This is a genomic window from Kitasatospora sp. NPDC003701 (assembly GCF_053587085.1).
On sequence record NZ_JBSFNM010000015.1, the window covers coordinates 172,073 to 192,443 of the forward strand.

The 20,371-nt window shown below is 73.0% G+C and carries 21 protein-coding genes, 1 pseudogene and 1 riboswitch; of the genes and pseudogenes, 9 read left to right on the forward strand and 13 right to left on the reverse strand.

The window, feature by feature from the left end; translation table 11 throughout:
• Positions 1–54: 54 nt before the first annotated feature.
• Complete coding sequence (locus ACWDRR_RS17105) at positions 55–315, reverse strand: hypothetical protein (RefSeq protein WP_449772988.1); 261 nt, start codon at positions 313–315, stop codon at positions 55–57.
• Positions 316–418: 103 nt separating this feature from the next.
• On the opposite strand from ACWDRR_RS17105, the gene ACWDRR_RS17110 reads away from it, so the two are divergent.
• Together ACWDRR_RS17110 and ACWDRR_RS17115 are read left to right on the forward strand one after the other, a co-directional pair.
• On the forward strand, positions 419–829 hold the full coding sequence (locus ACWDRR_RS17110) for a hypothetical protein (RefSeq protein WP_449772989.1): 411 nt from the start codon (positions 419–421) through the stop codon (positions 827–829).
• Positions 830–911: 82 nt separating this feature from the next.
• Positions 912–2,549 (forward strand): DNA repair helicase XPB, encoded by a 1,638-nt coding sequence (locus ACWDRR_RS17115; protein ID WP_387883038.1) that lies wholly within the window; start codon positions 912–914, stop codon positions 2,547–2,549.
• Between the two features lie 37 nt (positions 2,550–2,586).
• Here the strand turns inward: ACWDRR_RS17115 and ACWDRR_RS17120 are convergent, their stop codons facing one another.
• Positions 2,587–2,781, reverse strand: coding sequence for a hypothetical protein (locus tag ACWDRR_RS17120; RefSeq protein ID WP_449772990.1), 195 nt, complete (start codon positions 2,779–2,781; stop codon positions 2,587–2,589).
• Between the two features lie 298 nt (positions 2,782–3,079).
• On the opposite strand from ACWDRR_RS17120, the gene ACWDRR_RS17125 reads away from it, so the two are divergent.
• Positions 3,080–5,131: a HelD family protein gene (locus ACWDRR_RS17125; RefSeq protein WP_449772991.1), complete on the forward strand. Its 2,052-nt coding sequence runs from the start codon at positions 3,080–3,082 to the stop codon at positions 5,129–5,131.
• A gap of 91 nt (positions 5,132–5,222) precedes the next feature.
• On the opposite strand, the gene ACWDRR_RS17130 is transcribed toward ACWDRR_RS17125, so the two are convergent.
• Genes ACWDRR_RS17130 through ACWDRR_RS17140 form a run of 3 tightly spaced genes read right to left on the reverse strand, consistent with a single transcriptional unit; the run spans position 5,223 to position 7,247 of the window.
• Complete coding sequence (locus ACWDRR_RS17130) at positions 5,223–5,909, reverse strand: copper homeostasis protein CutC (protein ID WP_449772992.1); 687 nt, start codon at positions 5,907–5,909, stop codon at positions 5,223–5,225.
• A 55-nt stretch (positions 5,910–5,964) separates the two neighbouring features.
• On the reverse strand, positions 5,965–6,903 hold the full coding sequence (locus tag ACWDRR_RS17135; RefSeq protein WP_449772993.1) for a hypothetical protein: 939 nt from the start codon (positions 6,901–6,903) through the stop codon (positions 5,965–5,967).
• The gene (locus tag ACWDRR_RS17140) at positions 6,900–7,247 is read right to left on the reverse strand and encodes a PadR family transcriptional regulator (RefSeq protein WP_449772994.1); all 348 of its coding nucleotides are present in this window, start codon (positions 7,245–7,247) and stop codon (positions 6,900–6,902) included. The genes ACWDRR_RS17135 and ACWDRR_RS17140 overlap by 4 nt, the downstream gene beginning before the upstream one ends.
• 92 nt (positions 7,248–7,339) lie before the next feature.
• On the opposite strand from ACWDRR_RS17140, the gene ACWDRR_RS17145 reads away from it, so the two are divergent.
• Positions 7,340–7,993 (forward strand): HD domain-containing protein, encoded by a 654-nt coding sequence (locus tag ACWDRR_RS17145; RefSeq protein ID WP_449772995.1) that lies wholly within the window; start codon positions 7,340–7,342, stop codon positions 7,991–7,993.
• Between the two features lie 144 nt (positions 7,994–8,137).
• On the opposite strand, the gene ACWDRR_RS17150 is transcribed toward ACWDRR_RS17145, so the two are convergent.
• From ACWDRR_RS17150 to thrC, 5 genes are all read right to left on the reverse strand, one after another.
• Positions 8,138–8,500 carry a hypothetical protein gene (locus tag ACWDRR_RS17150; protein ID WP_449772996.1) on the reverse strand — a complete coding sequence of 121 codons (363 nt, stop codon included), beginning with the start codon at positions 8,498–8,500 and terminating at the stop codon, positions 8,138–8,140.
• A 98-nt stretch (positions 8,501–8,598) separates the two neighbouring features.
• Positions 8,599–10,221: a chaperonin GroEL gene (gene groL / locus ACWDRR_RS17155; RefSeq protein ID WP_209412901.1), complete on the reverse strand. Its 1,623-nt coding sequence runs from the start codon at positions 10,219–10,221 to the stop codon at positions 8,599–8,601.
• Between the two features lie 406 nt (positions 10,222–10,627).
• Positions 10,628–10,831, reverse strand: coding sequence for a cold-shock protein (locus ACWDRR_RS17160; protein WP_030289665.1), 204 nt, complete (start codon positions 10,829–10,831; stop codon positions 10,628–10,630).
• Positions 10,832–11,433: 602 nt separating this feature from the next.
• Positions 11,434–11,712 carry a ubiquitin-like small modifier protein 1 gene (locus ACWDRR_RS17165; protein ID WP_387883020.1) on the reverse strand — a complete coding sequence of 93 codons (279 nt, stop codon included), beginning with the start codon at positions 11,710–11,712 and terminating at the stop codon, positions 11,434–11,436.
• A 55-nt stretch (positions 11,713–11,767) separates the two neighbouring features.
• The gene (gene thrC / locus ACWDRR_RS17170; RefSeq protein WP_449772997.1) at positions 11,768–13,054 is read right to left on the reverse strand and encodes a threonine synthase; all 1,287 of its coding nucleotides are present in this window, start codon (positions 13,052–13,054) and stop codon (positions 11,768–11,770) included.
• Between the two features lie 17 nt (positions 13,055–13,071).
• Positions 13,072–13,203, reverse strand: a riboswitch (SAM riboswitch).
• 149 nt (positions 13,204–13,352) lie between these two features.
• On the opposite strand from thrC, the gene ACWDRR_RS17175 reads away from it, so the two are divergent.
• Positions 13,353–14,390, forward strand: coding sequence for a glucosyl-3-phosphoglycerate synthase (locus ACWDRR_RS17175; protein WP_449772998.1), 1,038 nt, complete (start codon positions 13,353–13,355; stop codon positions 14,388–14,390).
• Positions 14,391–14,444: 54 nt separating this feature from the next.
• Positions 14,445–15,914, forward strand: coding sequence for an alpha,alpha-trehalose-phosphate synthase (UDP-forming) (locus tag ACWDRR_RS17180; RefSeq protein ID WP_449772999.1), 1,470 nt, complete (start codon positions 14,445–14,447; stop codon positions 15,912–15,914).
• Between the two features lie 14 nt (positions 15,915–15,928).
• On the opposite strand, the gene otsB is transcribed toward ACWDRR_RS17180, so the two are convergent.
• Together otsB and ACWDRR_RS17190 are read right to left on the reverse strand one after the other, a co-directional pair.
• A complete protein-coding gene (otsB, locus tag ACWDRR_RS17185; RefSeq protein ID WP_449773000.1) occupies positions 15,929–16,771 on the reverse strand; it encodes a trehalose-phosphatase in 843 nt (280 codons plus the stop codon).
• Between the two features lie 118 nt (positions 16,772–16,889).
• A complete protein-coding gene (locus ACWDRR_RS17190) occupies positions 16,890–17,129 on the reverse strand; it encodes a DUF3263 domain-containing protein (RefSeq protein ID WP_449773001.1) in 240 nt (79 codons plus the stop codon).
• Positions 17,130–17,233: 104 nt separating this feature from the next.
• On the opposite strand from ACWDRR_RS17190, the gene ACWDRR_RS17195 reads away from it, so the two are divergent.
• A complete protein-coding gene (locus ACWDRR_RS17195; protein ID WP_449773002.1) occupies positions 17,234–17,578 on the forward strand; it encodes a cupin domain-containing protein in 345 nt (114 codons plus the stop codon).
• A gap of 31 nt (positions 17,579–17,609) precedes the next feature.
• Here ACWDRR_RS17195 and ACWDRR_RS17200 read toward each other — a convergent pair whose 3' ends face one another.
• On the reverse strand, positions 17,610–18,881 hold the full coding sequence (locus ACWDRR_RS17200; protein WP_449773003.1) for an extracellular solute-binding protein: 1,272 nt from the start codon (positions 18,879–18,881) through the stop codon (positions 17,610–17,612).
• A 310-nt stretch (positions 18,882–19,191) separates the two neighbouring features.
• Between ACWDRR_RS17200 and ACWDRR_RS17205 the strand changes: the two genes are divergently transcribed.
• Both ACWDRR_RS17205 and ACWDRR_RS17210 read left to right on the forward strand, forming a co-directional pair.
• Positions 19,192–20,139, forward strand: coding sequence for an ROK family protein (locus ACWDRR_RS17205; RefSeq protein WP_449773004.1), 948 nt, complete (start codon positions 19,192–19,194; stop codon positions 20,137–20,139).
• Positions 20,136–20,371, forward strand: a pseudogene (locus tag ACWDRR_RS17210) (N-acetylglucosamine-6-phosphate deacetylase); the annotation flags it as partial. The gene ACWDRR_RS17205 and the pseudogene ACWDRR_RS17210, both read left to right, overlap by 4 nt.

The window sequence follows — 20,371 nt, forward strand, 5'->3', positions numbered from 1 at the left end:
GGCCGGACCCGCCGCCGCGCGGTCGGCGGCCCCGCGGTCAGTGCACCCCCGCGGTCAGTGCCCCTGCTTGGCGGCCTGCTCCTTCGCCTTCTCCTCCATCGCCTTGTCGGCCAGCTTCGAGATGTCGCCCTGGCCGATCGGCAGGCTGCCGCCGCCGACCGTGTCGGCGAGCAGGAAGGCGGGGGCGGCCAGCAACCCGCCCGGGCCCTCGCCGACGCCCGCGAGGGCGTGGGCGGAGCCGGCGGAGGAGGCGGTCGCGGCGAAGGCCGAACCGAGGAGGGCGAGAGCGGTGAGGGCGCGCTTCGACTTGTTCATGCCCGGCACAACGACCGATCCGCCCGCCGGTCACTGCCGCCGGTTGACGCGCGGGCCGTACCCGGCGTACTCCGGAAGGTGGGGGATCGCGAAGGGAGCCATCGTGCTCGGCAACCAGATAGTCACCCAGACCACCCAGGACACCGGCCGGCGGGTGCTGGCCACCACGGACGGCGTGCACCCCGTGGTCGAGGTCTCGTTCGAGGCGACCGGCGACGTACTCGGCGTCGGGGTCAAGGAGTTCGCCACCTACGAGTCGCAGCTGCGCTCGGACGGCACGCTGTTCGGCGAGGGCCAGGGCGTGGGCATGAGCGAGCGCGGCGAGACGTACAGCTGGCACGGCAGCGGCATCGGCCGCTTCACCGGCCCCGGCGGCGCCATGGCCTGGCGCGGAGCGGTGTTCTTCGAGAGCCAGTCCGAGTCCTTCGTCCAGCTCAACGACACCGTGGGGCTCTTCGAGTACGACACCGACGGCAGCGGCACCGGCAAGGTCACGGTGCACGAGTGGAAGTAGCCTCCCGGGTTCGCGCCGCGATGCGCGACACTGGAGGGTCTGCGTCCCGACAGACCTGTCAGCCAGTGGAGGGCTTCCCCGCGTGAACGACGGACCGCTCATCGTCCAGAGCGACAAAACTCTTCTTCTGGAGATCGACCACCCCAGGGCCTCCGACTGCCGTCGCGCCATCGCGCCGTTCGCCGAGCTGGAGCGCGCGCCCGAGCACGTGCACACCTACCGGGTCACCCCGCTCGGGCTGTGGAACGCGCGCGCCGCCGGGCACGACGCCGAGCAGGTGGTCGACGCCCTGGTCACGTACTCCCGCTACCCGGTGCCGCACGCACTGCTGGTGGACGTGGCCGACACCATGGCCCGCTACGGCCGGCTCAAGCTCACCAAGCACCCCGTCCACGGGCTGGTGCTCTCCACCACCGACCGGCCCGTGCTGGAGGAGGTGCTGCGCTCCAAGAAGGTCGCCCCGCTGGTCGGCGCCCGGGTCGATCCGGACACCGTCGTCGTGCACCCCTCCGAGCGCGGCCAGATCAAGCAGGTGCTGCTCAAACTCGGCTGGCCCGCCGAGGACTTCGCCGGGTACGTGGACGGCGAGGCGCACCCGATCGAGCTGGACCAGAACGGCTGGCAGCTGCGCCCCTACCAGGCCCAGGCCGTCGAGGGGTTCTGGCACGGCGGTTCGGGCGTGGTGGTGCTGCCCTGCGGCGCCGGCAAGACGCTGGTCGGCGCCGCGGCGATGGCCGAGGCCAAGTCGACCACGCTGATCCTGGTCACCAACACCGTCTCGGCGCGCCAGTGGAAGCACGAACTGGTCAAGCGCACCTCGCTCACCGAGGACGAGATCGGCGAGTACAGCGGGACGCGCAAGGAGATCCGCCCGGTCACCATCGCCACCTACCAGGTGATGACCACCAAGCGGAAGGGCGTCTACGCCCACTTGGAGCTCTTCGACGCCCGCAACTGGGGCCTGGTCGTCTACGACGAGGTCCACCTGCTGCCCGCGCCGGTCTTCAAGTTCACCGCCGACCTCCAGGCGCGCCGCCGGCTCGGCCTGACCGCCACCCTGGTCCGCGAGGACGGCCGCGAGGGCGACGTCTTCTCGCTCATCGGCCCCAAGCGCTTCGACGCCCCCTGGAAGGAGATCGAGGCGCAGGGCTACATCGCGCCCGCCGACTGCTGCGAGGTCCGGGTCACCCTCACCGACTCCGAGCGGCTCGCCTACGCGACCGCGGAGCCCGAGGAGCGGTACCGGTTCTGCGCCACCACCGCGACCAAGCGCCGGGTGGTGGAGGCGCTGGTCAAGAAGCACGAGAAGGACCAGACGCTGATCATCGGGCAGTACATCGACCAGCTCGACGAGCTCGGCGAGGTGCTGAACGCGCCGGTGATCAAGGGCGAGACCAGCAACGCCCAGCGCGAGAAGCTGTTCGAGGCCTTCCGGACCAAGGAGATCAGCGTGCTGGTCGTCTCCAAGGTCGCCAACTTCTCCATCGACCTGCCCGAGGCGACCGTCGCCATCCAGGTCTCCGGGACGTTCGGCTCCCGCCAGGAGGAGGCCCAGCGGCTCGGCCGCGTCCTGCGCCCCAAGGCGGACGGCCACTCGGCGCACTTCTACTCGGTGGTGGCCCGCGACACCGTCGACCAGGACTTCGCCGCGCACCGCCAGCGCTTCCTGGCGGAGCAGGGCTACGCCTACCGCATCATCGACGCGGACGACGTGCTCTGACCGGGCCCTGACCGGGAGCGCCCCGACGGGGGATCGCTCAGTACTTGACGCCGTCGCGCCCGAGGAAGACCACGCGCGCGGCGGTGTCGAGGACGATGCCGACGTTGCGGACGGCCGTGGTCAGCGGGGAGCGGCGGCGGCCGGGGCCGGCCGCGGCGGTGGCCCCGGCCGGGCGGGCGGGGGCGGACTTCTGGGACGGCACTCGCGGCGCCGTGATGTGTACGGTGCTCATGTCTTCCACGGTAGTTTCCGGGCGCCCCGGACACATCACCCCAAAGGCCGTACCGGGCAGGACGTAGGTCGTCCTCCAGGTGTACGGGGCCCTGACGGCCACCCCCCGGGTATCGGGGTGGAACCCCGAGGCCGCCGGGTCTAGGATCATCCGTCTGCCCCCTCCCGAACCGTGGTACCTGCTGAGTCGCGCAGGCAGCCGGGGGAGGCGCCGACCGTTCGGCAACCGGTCGGCTGTACCCACCGTGAGCTCCAACGATCCGCTGCGCCCGTCTCCGGGGCAGCCGGGAAGGTTCGCTGTGCCCGCCACCCCCACCACCGACCCCCTCCAGCGCGAACGCGACCACCTGGCCGCCTCCCGCTCCGCGCTGCGTGCGATGCGCGAGGACGTCGAGTCCCTGGACATCAGCGACGTGACCGGCACCTGGGTCACCGCCGTCGTGCTCCACAACCAGATCGAGGCCCGGATCGCCGCCCTGGCCGACCTCTCGCACACCCCGCTCTTCTTCGGCCGCCTCGACTACGCGCACGCGATCAGCGAGGGACTCTCCGAGGGGGCCGGCGGGGAGAACTTCTACATCGGCCGCCGGCACGTCCACGACGCCGACGGCGACCCGATGGTGATCGACTGGCGCGCGCCGGTCTCCCAGCCGTTCTACCGGGCCAGCCGCACCGAGCCGATGGACGTCGAGCGCCGCCGCCGCTTCGGCTACACCGGCGGCGAGCTGACCGCCTACGAGGACGAGCACCTCACCGACCCGGCCGAGACGGAGACCTCCTCCGCGCTGCTCGCCGCCGAGATCGAGAAGCCCCGCGTCGGCCCGATGCGCGACATCGTCGCCACCATCCAGCCCGAGCAGGACGAGATCGTCCGCGCCGACATCACCGGCACGGTCTGCGTCCAGGGCGCCCCCGGCACCGGGAAGACCGCCGTCGGCCTGCACCGCGTCGCGTACCTGCTGTACGCGCACCGCGAGCGGCTCGCCCGCACCGGCACCCTGGTGATCGGCCCGAACAACGCCTTCCTCTCCTACATCGAGCAGGTGCTGCCCGCCCTCGGCGAGCTGGAGGTGGCCCAGGCCACCGTGCAGCAGTTGGTGGCGCACGTGGAGGTGCGCGGCGAGGACGACGCGGAGGCGGCCCGGCTGAAGGGCGACGCGCGGATGGCCGAGGTGCTGCGCCGGGCCGTGCGCGCGGGCATCACCGCGCCCACCGAGCCCTGCGTGGTGGTCCGCGGCTCCCGCCGCTGGCGCGTGCCGGTGTACGAGCTGGCGGAGATCGTCGAGGAGCTGAAGGGCCGTGACATCCGCTACGGCGCGGCCAGGGACGCCCTGCCGCAGCGGATCTCGCACGCCGTGCTGCTGAAGATGGAGCAGGGCGGCGAGGCCCCGGACGACCGGGTGCAGGACGCGGTGGCCCGCAACGCGGCGGTCAAGGCGGTGGTCAAGGAGTGCTGGCCGGCGGTCGAGCCGGCCAAGCTGGTGCACCGGCTGCTCTCCGACCCGGAGTTCCTGGCGCGGTGCGCGGAGGGCGTCCTCACCCCCGAGGAGCAGCGGACCGTCCTCTGGCCCAAGCCCGGCCGCTCGGTGCGGACCGCCCGCTGGACGCCGGCCGACGCCGTCCTGGTGGACGAGGCGACCGACCTGGTGCAGCGCACGGCCTCGCTCGGCCACGTGGTGCTGGACGAGGCCCAGGACCTCTCGCCGATGCAGTACCGCGCGGTCGGCCGCCGCTGCACGACCGGCTCGGCGACCGTCCTCGGCGACCTCGCCCAGGGCACCACCCCCTGGGCCACGGCGAGCTGGCCGGACGCCCTGCACCACCTGGGCAAGCCGGCCGCCCACATCGAGGAGCTGACCAAGGGCTTCCGCGTCCCCGAGGAGGTCATCGCCTACGCCTCCCGGCTGCTGCCCGCGATCGCCCCCGGCCTCGCCCCGGCGACGTCCGTCCGTACGGCGCCCGGCTCGCTGACGATCACCCCCGTCCCGGCCGAGGGGCTGGAGAAGGCGGTGGTCGAGGCCTGCCACCGGGCGCTGGAGCACGAGGGCTCGACGGGTCTGATCGCCGCCGACGCGCGCGTCCCGCTGCTCGCCGAGGCCCTGACCGCGGCCGGCCTGCCGTACCTCTCCCCCGGCGCCGAGACCAGCGCCGAGGCCCGGCTGACCCTCGTCCCGGCCTCGCTGGCCAAGGGTCTGGAGTACGACCACGTGGTGCTGGACGAACCGGCCGCGGTGGTGGCCGGCGAGCCGGACGAGCGGACCGGTCTGCGCCGCCTGTACGTGTCGCTCACCCGCGCCGTCTCCGGGCTGGCGGTGCTGCACGCCGAGCCGCTGCCCGCGCAACTGGGCTGAGCAGCGCGAAGGGGACCGGCGGATACCGCCGGTCCCCTTCTTCGCACCGAGCTGCCGGCCACCGATCGCTCAGCCGTCGGCGCTCTCACGCTCAGCCATCGATCAGCGACCGCCACTCGGCGACCTTGGAGGCGTCCACCGGGGACTGCCAACCGTCGACCCGCACCGCGCCGCCGACGTGGAAGCCGTTGAAGCCGGCCGCCCGCAGACCCGGCAGGTGCTCGGCCCGCAGGCCGCCGCCGATCAGGATCCGCTGCCCGTACCCGGGCTCGCCGGCCCTGGCCAGCTCGGCCAGCAGGACGTCCCGGCCCGCGTCCACGCCACCGGCGGCGCCCGAGGTGAGGAAGGTGTCCAGCCCGGGCAGCGCGCCCACGGCCGCGCGGAGGGCGGCCCGGTCGGCGCTGTGGTCGATCGCCCGGTGGAACGTCCAGCGGCAGCCCGCCACCGCGTCGGCGACGGCCGCGGTGGCGGCGAGGTCGACGGCGCCGTCGGCGGTCAGGAAGCCGAAGACGAACTCGTCGGCGCCCTCGGCCCGCAGCGCGGCGGCGCGGGCCCGCAGCTCGTCCAGGTCACCCGGCCCGAAGCCGTCCCGCACGCGCAGCATGACGCGCAGCGGCAGCTCCACGGCGGCGCGGATCTTGGCGAAGTCCTCGACCGACGGGGTGAGCCCGTCGGCGGCCATGTCCGTGACCAGTTCGAGGCGGTCGGCGCCGCCCGACTCGGCGGCCTGGGCGTCCTGGGGCGTCAGCGCGATGACTTCGAAAATTGGTCTAGACATATCAGACAGCCTGCCACATCCCGAAGCCCCCGGCGAGACCCGTACGGCCGATCGGTCACGCCTCCGAGCGGCGCATGCCTTCGAGACCCCGCCAGCCGAGCCCGGCCACCGCCACGAACGAAGCGCCGGCCCCGCCGATCGCCAACAGGTTCCAGATCCCACCGGCCGACTCCCAGAGGCTGAAGAGGCTGAACGAGACGGTCAGCGGCAGCACCGCCAGGCCGATCGCCGCCGGCACCAGCAGGCCGCGCGCCGCGAAGGACACCAGCAGCAGTGGAGCCAGCAGCAGCAGGGCGGCCCACGGGTCGTTCATCAGGTAGTGGGTGTCGTACCCGCCCTGGGCGGTGACGACCAGCAGGCCGACGGCCGCCCCCAGCGGCACCAGGGCCCGGTTCTGCCAGCTCGGCCGGCCCAGCAGGTCCCCCGGCGCGGCGAGCACCAGCAGACCGGACAGCACGAACGGCAACGCGGAGGTGGAGCTGTAGAGGACCCACCACCCGTCGAGGTGCCCCAGCGCGAGGGAGTCCGCCAGGCCCACCAGACCGGTGCCGATCACCGCCACCGAGAGGACCCTGGCCGCCGCCCAGTGCCCCAGCACCGCCGCCACGGCCAGCAGCATCGTGGCCACCGGCGGCCCGAAGACGGCCAGCACCATGAGCGGCGAGGAGAGCGGCGAGTCGAGCTTCCAGGCGATCAGGTCCGGGTCGTTGACCCACGGGTACAGGCCGGCCCCCGCGGCGGTACCGGCGACCAGCGGCACGGCCAGCGCCAGCAGCCGCCCGGCCGCCGAGGCCGCGGTCAGCCGGGCGCGCATCCGCAGCCCGTAGGCGGCGAGGTCCAGCGCCTCCCGCAGCAGGGTGGGCCGGTCCGCCTCCGCCGTGCTGTCGGCGAACACCGCGGCCAGCTCGTCGCCGCGCTCGCGGCGGTAGCGGGCCGGGTAGAGCTGGAGCGCCGCCCGCAGGGCGATCGGCCGGTCGATGGTCTGCATGCTCACGCGAGGTTCCCCCTGACCCTGGAGAGGACGACGGACAGCCGGCGTTCGGCCTCGGAGGCGACGGCGCGCAGCCGCTCCGCCTCGGCCGAGAGCGCGGCTCGGCCGCCCGCGGTCAGCGCGTAGGTGCGCCGGGCCCGGCCGTCCACGACCTCCTCGGCGGCGACCTCGATCAGGCCCTGCTGGAGCAGCCGGTCGAGCGCGCCGTAGAGCGTGCCGGTGCGCATCTTGACCCGGCCGTCGGAGATCGCGGCGACCTCCTGGATGAGCGCGTAGCCGTGTCTGGGCGCATCGGCCAGCGCGGTGAGCAGAAGCAGCGTCGGCTCCTGCATGGCTCGTTCTGTCATGGAACTACATATATCGTCAAACTACCTATGCGGTCCAGTGGGCCCACCGGATTCCCGGCCCCACCACGGCCGGCACCCGCCAGAATGAGCCCATGCCGAACCAGCCCGCCGCCCCCGTCCCGGCCGACCTGCTCGCCGACTGGACCGCCCTGCTCCAGCGCTGCGGCGCCGCCGTGGACCCCCTGCCGTACGGTCTCGACCTGCTGGGCCGCTGGGCCGAACCGCAGCGCCGCTACCACACCACCGACCACCTGCGGGCGGTGCTCGGCCACGTGGACGCGCTCGCCGCGCACGCCGACGACCCGGACACCGTCCGGCTGGCCGCCTGGTTCCACGACGCGGTCTACCGCCCGGACCGCTCCGAGAACGAGGAGCGCAGCGCCGCCCTCGCCGTCCGGGCGCTCGGCGAGGCGGGGCTGTCCGAGCGGCGGACCGCCGAGGTCGCCCGGCTGGTCCGGCTCACCGTCACGCACCACCCCGAGCCCGGCGACCGCGGCGGCGAGGTGCTCTGCGACGCGGACCTCGCCGTCCTGGGCGGCGACCCGCAGGCGTACACCGCCTACGCGGCCGCGGTCCGCGAGGAGTACGCCTTCGTCCCGGAGCCGGACTTCCGCGCCGGGCGCGCCGGGGTCCTGCGCGGGCTCCTGGCGCTGCCCGCGCTCTACCGCACCCCCGTCGCCCGCGAGCGCTTCGACGCCGCCGCCCGCGCCAACCTGGCGGCCGAACTCGGCCGGCTCGAAGGCTGACCGGACGCGCCGGGCACACCGGACGCGCCTGGCGTACCCGGCGCACCGCACGCAAAGGCCCGGCGCACCGCACGCAAAGGCCCGGCGCACCGCACGCAAAGGCCCGGCCCGGCGCACGGAGCGCCGGAGCCGGGCCGGTCACGATCAGGAGAGCTCCCCGACGGGCGCCACCACCACCCCCGCCTTGCCGCAGACCCAGTGCGGCTCCGGCCCCAGCTCGGGCTCGACACCGAGCGCGTGCGGATCCCCGTCGGCCGCGCAGGAGGTGCAGAGCGGCCAGCGCCCGTACGCCTCCAGCAGCGCGTCCTGGACGTCCTGGGCGACCAGCCCGAGCACGTAGTCGGCGCCGTCCGGCCACTGTTCGAGCCACCAGCGGCGGTGCGTCACGGCGTTCTCCACCAGGGACACCACGGCGGCGTCCGCCACGTCCCGCGCGGTCAGGTCGGCCAGGATCAGCGCCCGCGCGTTGTGCAGGGCGGTCTCGATGTCGTCAGCGGTGGCAGCCATCCGCCCATTGTCCCAAAACGGAGCCGGACACAACGCCGCACGGGCGGCTCCCCGAGGGGAACCGCCCGTGCGATCGGGAGTCGACCGATCCGGAAGGATCAGAAGTCCATGTCACCGCCCGGCATGCCGCCGCCGGCGGCCGCGGCGGCCTTCTCCGGCTTGTCGGCGATGACGGCCTCGGTGGTGAGGAACAGCGCCGCGATGGAGGCGGCGTTCTGCAGCGCGGAACGGGTGACCTTCGCCGGGTCGATGATGCCCTCGGCGATGAGGTCGACGTAGGTGTTGGTGGCGGCGTTCAGGCCGTGACCGGCGGGGAGGTTGCGCACCTTCTCCACCACGACACCGCCCTCGAGGCCGGCGTTGGTCGCGATCTGCTTGATCGGGGCCTCCAGCGCCACGCGGACGATGTTGGCACCGGTGGCCTCGTCGCCCTCCAGCTCCAGCTTGTCGAACGCGACACCGGCCTGCAGCAGCGCGACGCCACCACCGGCGACGATGCCCTCCTCGACGGCGGCCTTCGCGTTGCGGACGGCGTCCTCGATGCGGTGCTTGCGCTCCTTGAGCTCCACCTCGGTGGCCGCGCCGGCCTTGATGACGGCCACGCCGCCGGCCAGCTTGGCGAGGCGCTCCTGGAGCTTCTCGCGGTCGTAGTCCGAGTCGCTGTTCTCGATCTCGGCACGGATCTGGTTCACGCGGCCGGCGACCTGGTCGCTGTCGCCGCCACCGTCGACGATGGTGGTCTCGTCCTTGGTGATGACCACCTTGCGGGCGGTGCCCAGCAGGTCGATGCCGGCGTTCTCCAGCTTGAGGCCGACCTCCTCGGAGATCACGGTGCCACCGGTGAGGATGGCGATGTCGCCGAGCATGGCCTTGCGGCGGTCGCCGAAGCCCGGGGCCTTGACGGCGACGGACTTGAAGGTGCCGCGGATCTTGTTCACGACCAGGGTCGACAGGGCCTCGCCCTCGACGTCCTCGGCGATGATGACGAGCGGCTTGCCGCTCTGCATGACCTTCTCCAGCAGCGGGAGCAGGTCCTTGACCGAGCCGATCTTGGAGTTGGCGATGAGGATGTACGGGTCCTCGAACGTCGCCTCCATCCGCTCCAGGTCGGTGGCGAAGTAGGCGGAGATGTAGCCCTTGTCGAAGCGCATGCCCTCGGTGAGCTCGAGCTCCAGGCCGAAGGTGTTGCTCTCCTCGACGGTGATGACGCCTTCCTTGCCGACCTTGTCCATGGCCTCGGCGATGAGCTCGCCGATCTGGGTGTCGGCGGCCGAGATGGAGGCGGTGGAGGCGATCTGCTCCTTGGTCTCCACGTCCTTGGCCTGGGCCAGCAGCTGGTCGGAGACGGCCGCGACGGCCTTCTCGATACCGCGCTTCAGGGCCATCGGGTTGGCGCCGGCGGCGACGTTGCGCAGACCCTCGCGAACGAGCGCCTGGGCCAGCACGGTGGCGGTGGTGGTGCCGTCACCCGCGACGTCGTCGGTCTTCTTGGCGACCTCCTTGACGAGCTCCGCGCCGATCTTCTCGTAGGGGTCCTCGAGCTCGATCTCCTTGGCGATGGAGACACCGTCGTTGGTGATCGTGGGAGCGCCCCACTTCTTCTCCAGCACGACGTTGCGGCCCTTGGGGCCGAGCGTGACCTTCACCGCGTCGGCGAGCTGGTTCATGCCACGCTCAAGGCCGCGGCGAGCTTCCTCATCAAAGGCGATGATCTTGGCCATCAGAAGTGGTCCTCCGGGACACGGTCGACTGCTCGGACCAAGGGGTGCCCGCGACGGACGGCCCTGGTGTGCGGGGGTCCTTTCCCCTACCGCTCCCGGGGGCCTCACCGACCCGGTCCGCTGTCACTCTCACACTGTGAGTGCTAACGCCAATGATTAGCACTCCGGGTAGGCGAGTGCAAGCCCAATCGCCCAACCCGCGAGCCGCGCACGCCCCCGCGGACCGCCCTCGCCGGGCCCCCGCCGGGCCGCCGGCGGCCTCTCGCCGACCGCCGCGCCGGCCCGTGCGCCGGCCCGTGCGCCGGACATGCCGACGGGCCCGTACGACATGTGTCGTACGGGCCCGTCGTGAAGCAAGAGGTGCACCAGCCGATTGGGCCGAGCCGAACTCCTGGGGTCGGAAAGGTCAGACCGCGGCGCGGACCATGTCCGCCTGCGGGCCCTTCTGCCCCTGAGAGATCTCGAACTCGACCCGCTGGCCCTCCTCAAGGGTGCGGTAGCCGTCCATCTGGATCGCGCTGTAGTGGACGAAGACGTCCGCACCACCGTCGACCGCGATGAAGCCGTAGCCCTTCTCCGCGTTGAACCACTTGACGGTGCCCTGAGCCATTCCGAACTCCCCTAGTGCTGTGCTGGCCCTTCACGCGCCCGCAGGTCGCGGGCCCGGGTCTGGTTTGAGGCCGGCCCGGGGAACCCCCCCTGGGCGCAGCCGTGCACGCCACAATCGTCCGCGGAGACCACCGGAAGGCATCCGGTGAGCGGGTGATTGCGTCGACCGCGGCTGAATGTATCCGGATCGACGCCCTCTGCAACAGGGTCAACCGCCGGGAATTCACCCGGCCCGTCAAGGGACAGCCCAGGCCAAAGCGGGAGGAAATCGGCATTTCACGCCGGACATAGCGGACGAATTACCCAAATGCCTTCGAGAATTCTGACATCGGCCTGACATGTTTCACGGTCACGGCCCCGGCGCCGGTCTCAGCGGCCGGACAGACACCGGCGGTACGGGCGCGGACGGATTCGAGTACCGGGGCGAGGGGGGAGGGGAGGCCCTCTTCCCGGACGAGCGACACTCTACTCCCCCGGACCGCGAAATATTCCCGCCGGAATGCGACGGGCCGCCCGCGCGTACGGAGATCGGAATTCCGTACGCACGAACGGCCCGGTCGGAAACGGCCCGGCCGATAAACGGCCTGGTCGGAAAGGGGCGGATCAGCAGCCGCCGGCCACCGCCGGAATGATCGAGACGCTCGCGCCGTCCTTGATCTCGGTGGCCAGACCCTCCGCGAAGCGCACGTCGTCGTCGTTGACGTAGACGTTCACGAACCGGCGCAGCTTGCCGGCGTCGTCCAGGATCCGGGCGGCGATCCCGGCGTGGTTCTTCTCCAGGTCGGCGATGACGTCGCCCAGGGTGGCGCCCTCGGCGGTCACCTCGGCGGTGCCGCCGGTGTAGGTGCGCAGGATGGTCGGGATGCGGACGGTGGCGCTCATGGGGGTCTCCTCGGGCAGAACGGCGGAACGGCGGTGCGGCGGGGCTGCGGGCGGGTCAGGCGGTCGCGAGGCCGGCGTCGCGGAACGAGGCCAGCGTCGGGCGGATGACGGCGGTCATCCCGGAGTCGGAGACGGCGTCCAGCGTCTTCAGGCCGTCACCGGTGTTGATCGCGACGGTCTCCTTGGCCGGATCCAGCTGCCCCGTCTCGACCAGCTTCTTCAGCACGCCGACGGTCACCCCGCCCGCGGTCTCGGCGAAGATGCCCTCGGTGCGGGCCAGCAGCTTGATCGCGGCCACCACCTCGGCGTCGGTGACGTCCTCGACGGCCCCGCCGGTGCGGCGGGCGATGTCCAGCACGTACGGGCCGTCGGCCGGGTTGCCGATCGCCAGCGACTTGGCGATGGTGTCCGGCTTGACCGGCCGGATGACGTCCTGGCCGGCCTTGAAGGCCGCCGACACCGGCGAGCAGCCCGCCGCCTGGGCGCCGAAGATCCGGTACGGCCGGTCCTCGACCAGGCCCAGCTTGATCAGCTCCTGCAGACCCTTGTCGATCTTCGTCAGCTGCGAGCCCGAGGCGATCGGGATGACGATCTGCTCCGGCAGCCGCCAGCCGAGCTGCTCGCAGATCTCGTAGGCCAGCGTCTTGGAGCCCTCGCCGTAGTACGGGCGCAGATTGACGTTCACGAAGCCCCAGCCCTCACCGGCCGGGTCCCCGATCAGCTCCGAGCAGAAGCGGTTCACGTCGTCGTAGTTGCCCTCGATGCCGACCAGCTCGCCGCCGTAGACACCGGCCATCACGACCTTGCCCTGCTCCAGGTCGTGCGGGATGAACACGCAGGACTTGAACCCGGCCCGGGCCGCCGCCGCGCCCACCGCACCGGCCAGGTTGCCGGTCGAGGAGCAGGAGAGGGTCGTGAAGTCGAACGCCCGCGCCGCCTCGATCGCGCAGGCGACCACGCGGTCCTTGAACGAGTGCGTCGGGTTGCCCGAGTCGTCCTTGACGTGCAGCTGGGCGGTGAAGCCGAGCTCGCGGCCCAGGTTGTCCGCCTTCACCAGCGGGGTCCACCCCGGGTTGAGGTTCGGCTTGCCGGCGACGTCGGCCGGGACGGGCAGCAGCGGGGCGTAGCGCCAGATCGACGCCGGACCGGCCTCGATCCGCTTGCGGAGCTCCTCCGCGCCCTCGCTGCCGAAGTCGTAGGCGATCTCCAGCGGCCCGAAGCACTCCAGGCAGGCGAAGCTGGGACCGAGCGGGAACCGGGTGCCGCACTCCCGACAGGACAGTGCGACGGCAGGGCCGAGATCAACGGTTGCGGGTGCGGGTGCGGCGGTGTCGACAGCCATGATGGCGGAGGCCTCTCTCCTCATCTTCCCCGTGACGCGGGCGCGCCACAGGACGGAATTGGCACCTGTCCCGCCGGGGCCGAAGCCTGCCGTGCGAGAAGGTTGCCGGGACGTCAACGGGCCGTTCCCTCAGTCCCTCTGGATGAGCTCTGTGAAGTTGTGGTCCTGCTCAGCGGTGACCCCGGCGTGCGAAGGTCCGATCGCTGTACGAAGACTGTATCCGAAGGCGTCAACCCTGAACGGGACCGTCCGCCACGCGAGATGCCCCGTCCCACCCCGATCCGCCGAGGAGAGTTCCGTGCCCGCCGAACCGACACCCGCGCTCCTCCCGAAGGCGGCGTCCTGGCTGCGCCGCCGCTCGTGGAGCGCGGCCGACCGCCCGGTGCACGCCCTGCTGGAGGCCAAGCAGGCGGCGGGCCCGGCCGGCACCGTCAGCGTGGTGCTGCCCGCCCTGGACGAGGAGGCCACCGTCGGCGACATCGTCCGCACGGTGCGCCGCGAGCTGATGGAGAAGCTGCCCCTGGTCGACGAGCTCGTCGTCGTCGACTCCGGCTCCGTCGACGGCACCGCCGCCGCGGCCGCCGCGGCCGGCGCCCGGGTGGTCCACCGCGACGACATCCTGCCCCGGCTGCCCGCCGCCCCCGGCAAGGGCGAGGTGCTCTGGCGCTCGCTGCTGGTCACCACCGGCGAGATCGTCTGCTTCGTCGACGCCGACCTGCGGGCCTTCGACCCCACCTTCGTCTCCGGCATCATCGGCCCGCTGCTCACCGAGCCGGACATCCAGCTGGTCAAGGCCATGTACGACCGCCCGCTCGAAGTGGCGTCGAGCGGCTCCGCCACCGGCGACGCCGCCGTCGTCCCCTCCGGCGGCGGGCGGGTCACCGAGCTGGTCGCCCGCCCGCTGCTCAACCTGCACTGGCCGGAACTCGCCGGTTTCGTGCAGCCGCTCGGCGGCGAGTACGCGGCGCGCCGCTCGCTGCTGGAACGGCTGCCGTTCCCCACCGGCTACGGCGTCGAGCTCGGCCTCCTGGTGGACGCCCTGGAGTTCGCCGGCCTGGACGCCCTCGCCCAGGTGGACGTCGGCGTACGCCACCACCGCCACCAGGACGGCCAGGCACTCGGCCGGATGGCCGCCACCATCTACCGCACCGCGCTGGAGCGCCTCGACCGCACCCACCGGCTGAAGGCCTCGGCCGACCTCGTCCACCCGCTGCTCACCCAGTTCACCCGCGACCCGCAGACCCGCGCCTTCACCGCGCACACCCACCCGGTCACCGCGGTGGAGCGGCCCCCGATGCACACCGTCGCCGAGTACGCGAACCGCCACGGCGGTTAGGTCCGGGGGCCGGGCGGGGGTTTGCCGACCCGGGCCCACGGCAACATGCCAACCATGGGCGATCTCACGACCGAACGTTCGAGTGCGACCGGTTCCGCCGCCGTCCTGGTGGCCTCCAACCGGGGACCGGTGTCCTTCAGCACGGCGGACGACGGCACCCTGACCCTGCGCCGAGGCGGCGGCGGGCTGGTGTCGGGGCTCTCCGCGATCGACGACCCGCACGCCGTCTGGGTCTGCGCGGCGCTCGGCGACGCCGACCGCCGGGCCGCCCGGGAGGCCCCGGACGGCCGCCTCGACCGCGCCGGCCACGAGGTCGGCGGGCAGGCCGTCCGGATGCTCGACATAGATCCGGAGACCTTCGCCGACGCCTACAACGGCGTCGCCAACTCCACCCTCTGGTTCGTCCACCACCTGCTCTACGCCACCCCGACGGCCCCCTCCTTCGGCGCGGAGTTCCGCACCGAGTGGCAGTCCTACACCGCCTACAACGCCGCCTTCGCCGACGCCCTCGCCGCCGAGGCCGCGCCCGGGGCCGCGGTGCTGATCCAGGACTACCACCTCTCGCTGGCCCCGGCCCTGCTCCGGGCCGCCCGCCCCGACCTGCGCATCGGCCACTTCTCGCACACCCCGTGGGCCCCGCCCGAGTACTTCCGGCTGCTGCCGGACGACGTCGCCGAGAGCGTCCTCACCGGCATCCTCGGCGCCGACCGGGCCGGCTTCCTCACCCGCCGCTGGGCCCTCGCCTTCGCCGACTGCTGCGCGGCCGTCCTCGGCGCCACCGTCGACCGCGACGCCCTCACCGTCACCCACGCGGGCCGCACCACCCGGCTCGGCGTGCACGCCCTGGGGGCCGACGCCGACTTCCTGCGCGAGCGGTCCCACCGCCCGGACGTCGACGAGCGGCTCGCCACCCTGCGCACGGCCGTCGGCGGGCGCCGCACCGTCGTCCGGGTCGACCGCACCGAGCTGAGCAAGAACATCGTCCGGGGCTTCCAGGCCTACCGGCACCTGCTCCGCACCCGCCCCGAGTGGCTGGACCGCGTCGTCCACATCGCCTTCGCCTACCCGTCCCGCACCGACCTGGCCGAGTACCGCGCCTACACCGCCGAGGTCGAGCGGCTCGCCGCCGAGATCAACGCGGAGTTCGCCACCGCCGACTGGCAGCCACTGATCCTGCACGTCAACGACGACTTCCCGCGCTCGCTCGCGGCCTACCGGCTGGCCGACGTCGCGCTGGTCAACCCGATCCGCGACGGGATGAACCTGGTCGCCAAGGAAGTCCCGGTGGTCTCCGACCACGGCTGCGCCCTGGTGCTCTCCCGCGAGGCCGGCGCCCACGCCGAGCTGGCCGACGACGCCCTGAGCGTCAACCCGTACGACGTCATCGCCACCGCCGAGGCCCTGCACGCGGCGCTCACCATGCCCGCCGACGAGCGCGCCGACCGGACCAAGCGGCTCGCCGCCGCCGCGACGGCGCTGCCGCCGCAGCAGTGGTTCCTCGACCAGCTGGCGGCGCTGGGCTGACGGCCGCCGCGGCGTCACCGACGGGCGAGCGCCGCCCCCAGCTCCGTCAGCAGCTCCACCACGCCGGCCGGGCCCGCGACCACCAGGTCCGCCCGGTCGGCGAGCTCCCGCACCGGCGCGTCGCCGTCGACCGTCCCGCTGCACACCAGCAGCCCGGCCAGCCCCTCGCCGCGCAGCTTCTCCACCGCCGCGAAGGCCGCCACGTCCCCCAGGTCGTCCCCCGCGTACAGCACCGCCCGGGCGCCCCGCTCGCGCAGGAACCCGGTCAGCGCGGCCCCCTTGTCGACCCCCGGCGGGCGCAGCTCCAGCACCAGCCGCCCCGGCTCCACCACCAGCCCGTGCTCGGCGGCCAGCGCCTCCACCGGCGCGCGCAGCAGCTCGAACGCCTGCTCCGGTGCCGCCGTCCGCCGGGTGTGGACGGCCAGCGAGCGCCCCTTGTCCTCCACCCACGTCCCGGCGGGCGCCCCGGCCCGCGCCAGTACGCCGTCCAGCGCGGCCCGCGCCGCCGCCACTCCGGGGTGCGCCGGCGGCGCCGTCAGCTCGCCGCCCTCCCAGCGCTCGGCGCCGTAGTGCCCGAGCACCACCACGCCCTCGACCGCGCCGAACCCGCCGTACTCCACCGCCAGGGCCGCCGGCCGACCGGTCACCACCACGATCGACCCGACCAGCGGCGCCAGCCCCGCCAGCGCACCGGCCGCCCCCGGATGCGCCCGTGCCGCACTCGGATCCGCCACGATCGGTGCCAGCGTCCCGTCGAAGTCGAGCGCCACCACCGCCTCCCGGGGCGCCCGCAGGATCGCCTCCAGCCCCGTCCGCCCGGCCTCGGTCCCCGGCTTCGCCATCTCCTCAAGAGCCATGTCCGGACCCTACCCAGCCTCCCGGGCCCGACCCTCCCGCACGCGCCCGAATGCCCGCGCGCCCCGCACGGCCCACGCCGGCCCCGTCCCCGTACCGGCTACCGGGCCGCATCCCGGCCTACCTGGCCGCGCGCCGCGCCTCCCGCACCCGCCGCAGCCGGTTCACCAGCACCGGCGCGTGCGCCAGCGCCTCCGGCCGGTCCAGCAGGGCGTTCAGCAGCTGGTAGTAGCGCGTACTGGAGAGCCCCAGCTCCTCCCGGATCGCCCGCTCCTTGGCCCCGGCCGTCCGCCACTGCCGTCCTTCGAGCTCCAGCACCGCCGTGTCCCGCTCGTCGAGCCCACCCGTGCCCGCACCCATCCGCGACCCACCTCCGTCCACCACTACGGAGTGTCATTCTCCCCCGGGGTCCGGACACACCTTGCGCCCCCCGCCGGGCTCCCGCCCGGGTTAGCGTCAGCCCCATGACGCCCAGCTTCGCCCTGCACATCCCGACCGCCGAGCTCGAACCCGACCCGCTCGACCCGGCCCAGATCGTCTCCGGCACCCCCGAGGTCTCCGGCCGGGTGCTCTCCGAGTCCCCCGACGGCCGCCAGCTGCGCGGCCTCTGGCAGATCACCCCCGGCGTGGTCACCGATGTCGAGGCCGACGAGATGTTCGTGGTGCTCAGCGGCCGGGCCACCATCGAGATCGACGGCGGCCCGACCCTGGAGGTCGGTCCGGGCGACTGCGCCGTCCTGCGGGCCGGCGACCGCACCACCTGGACGGTCCACGAGACCCTCCGCAAGGCCTACGCCATCAGCCTCTGACGTCCGCGCCCGCCGGCCGGCCCGGGATCCGTCACTTGCGGACCCGGGCCGCCTCCTTGACCGCGGCCGTCTGGAGCCCCTCCAGCACCTGCTTGGCGTCGCCCGTCACCGCCGCGCCGATCCCCGTCTTGATCCGGTTGCTGACGTCCGCCCAGGCCGGGTCCCCGAACGGGTAGAAGCTCGCGTTGGTCAGCCCCGCCGCGAACTGCTTCAGGTCCTCGTGCCGCCCGTCCTTGGTCACCTCGGTGAAGGCGTCCTGGGTGACCGGCAGCAGGTTGTACGTCTCGTCGAACTTGAGCTGGTTGTCCTTGGCGTACACGAAGCTCAGGAACTTCCGGATCTCGTTCCGGTGCCCGTTCGCCTTGAACGCCATCATCCAGTCGGCCACCCCGAGGCTGCCCGTCTTCGCCAGCCCGTCCTTCTTGGGGATCGGTGCCGTGCCGAAGTCGATCTTCCCCTTGGCGGCCATCCGCAGCAGCGTCGGGTGCCCGTTCAGCATCGCGACCTTGCCCGCCGCGAAGTCGGTGAACATCGGCGTGCGGTTGGTCTTCCCCGGGTCGGGGTTGGTCAGCTTGGTGTCGACCAGGTTGGTGCGCAGCCAGTTGAAGGTGGCCTGGTTCTCCGTGCTGTCGATGGTGTAGTTGCCGACGTCGTCGGAGAGGCTGCCGCCACCGCTCAGCGTCCACAGCATCGACTCGGCCGGGGCCTCCTCCGGGCCGAGCGGCAGCCCGTACGGCGTGACCCCGGGCACCTTGGCCTTGATCTTCTCGGCGGCCTGCCGGAGCTCGTTCCAGGTGGCCGGCGGCTGGGTGATCCCGGCCTTCTGGAAGACCGCCTTGTTGTAGAACAGCACCCGGGACGAGGAGACGAACGGAATGCCGTACTGCGTCCCGAGCACCTGCCCGGCGTGCGAGAACGACTCCATGATGTTGGCCTGGGTCTCCAGCGAGAGCACGTCCCCGGCCGGGTACAACCGGTCCGCCACGGCCTGGTCGGCGAAGCCGCCGGTCTGCAGCAGGTCGGGCGACTTCCCGGCGGCCACCAGGTCGTCGACCCGCTTGCCGATGTCGGTCCAGCTCACCACGTCGACGTTGATCTTTATGTCCGGGTTGGCGGCCTCGAAGCGCCGGGCGACGTCGTCCCAGTACAGCTTGGAGCTGGTGCCCGCGTCCTCGCCGTAGTCGGCCGCCACCAGCTTGAGGGTGACGGTCTTGTCGTCCTGGCCGCCGCAGCCGGTGAGCAGCAGCGCTCCGGCCAGCGCGGTGCCGAGCAGCCGGGTGGGGGCCTGAGCGCGCCTGATCAACGCGGGTACCGCCTTCGGGGGGTGAAAGGAAGCGGGGCGCCGGACGGGGGGATCCGGCAGGGGGAGGCGGCAACACTGCCAAAGACAGTGCACAGTGGTCCACACCTGTGGGCCCTCCCCGCCGGGTAGTTATCGAAGTGCGGAGGTCATTGCACGATGCGCAATGAAACGGCGCGAAAACCGCCCGCTCCGGGGCCGCGCAAAGTGCCGCACACCACATGGTTCTGCGACAAAGCTCACCTACTTTGGACCAGACCAATCCGACAACTGGACTAGACCTCTCCGACCCAGCCAAGGGAAACTGTCCTCCGTGAAGCACGTCATCGCACTCGATGTAGGCGGCACCGGCATGAAGGCCGCGCTGCTCGCCCAGGACGGCTCCGTGCTGTTCGAAGCACGCCGACCGACCGGGCGGGAGCACGGCACTGATGCCGTCGTCGCCGCCATCCTCGACTTCGCCGCCGATCTGGCGGACGAGGGCCGCAGCCGCTTCGGCGTCGCCCCGCTGGCGGCGGGCGTCGCCGTCCCGGGGACGATCGACGAGGAGAACGGCATCGCGGTCTTCTCCGCCAACCTCGGCTGGCGGGACCTGCCGCTGCGCAGGCTGCTGGGCGAGCGCCTGGCCGGGGCGGGCGGCACCGCGATGCCGGTCGCCCTCGGCCACGACGTGCGCTCGGGCGGCCTCGCCGAGGGCCGCCTCGGTGCCGGGCGGGGTGTGGAGCGCTTCCTGTTCATCGCGCTGGGCACCGGCATCGCCGGCGCCATCGGCATCGGCGGCCGGATCGAGGCCGGCGCCCACGGCTACGGCGGCGAGATCGGCCACGTCGTGGTCCGCCCGGGCGGCCCGCAGTGCGGCTGCGGCGCCCGGGGCTGCCTGGAGACCCTCGCCTCCGCCTCCGCCGTCTCCCGCGCCTGGGCCGGGGCCAGCGGGGACCCCGACGCCGACGCGGCATCCTGCGCCGTCGCGGTGGACGCCGGGGACCCCCGCGCGGTCGCGGTCTGGCAGCACGCGGTGGACGCCCTCGCCGACGGCATCGTGCTCGCCCAGAGCCTGCTCGACCCGTCCACGGTGATCGTCGGCGGCGGGCTCGCCGAGGCCGGCGACACCCTCTTCGCTCCGCTGCGCGCAGCGGTTTCCGAGCGGCTGACCTTCCAGATGCCCCCCGAGGTCGTACCGGCCATGCTCAAAGACACCGCCGCGTCCCTGGGCGCGGGCCTGCTCGCCTGGGATCTGCTCTCCATGGAGGTGACCGCGTGACCACCGCGCGAATCGAATCGGCGGCCCGGCCCGAGGGCATCGCACTGGCCGGCGCCCGGCTGGTCCTGTCGGGCGGAGTCGTCGAGGGCGACCGCCTCACCGTCACGGGCGACCGCATCGCCGGCGTCGGTGGTGACCCCGAGCCGGGTGACCTCGACCTGACCGGGTACACCGTGGTGCCCGGCTTCGTCGACCTGCACGTGCACGGCGGCGGCGGCGCCTCCTACGCCTC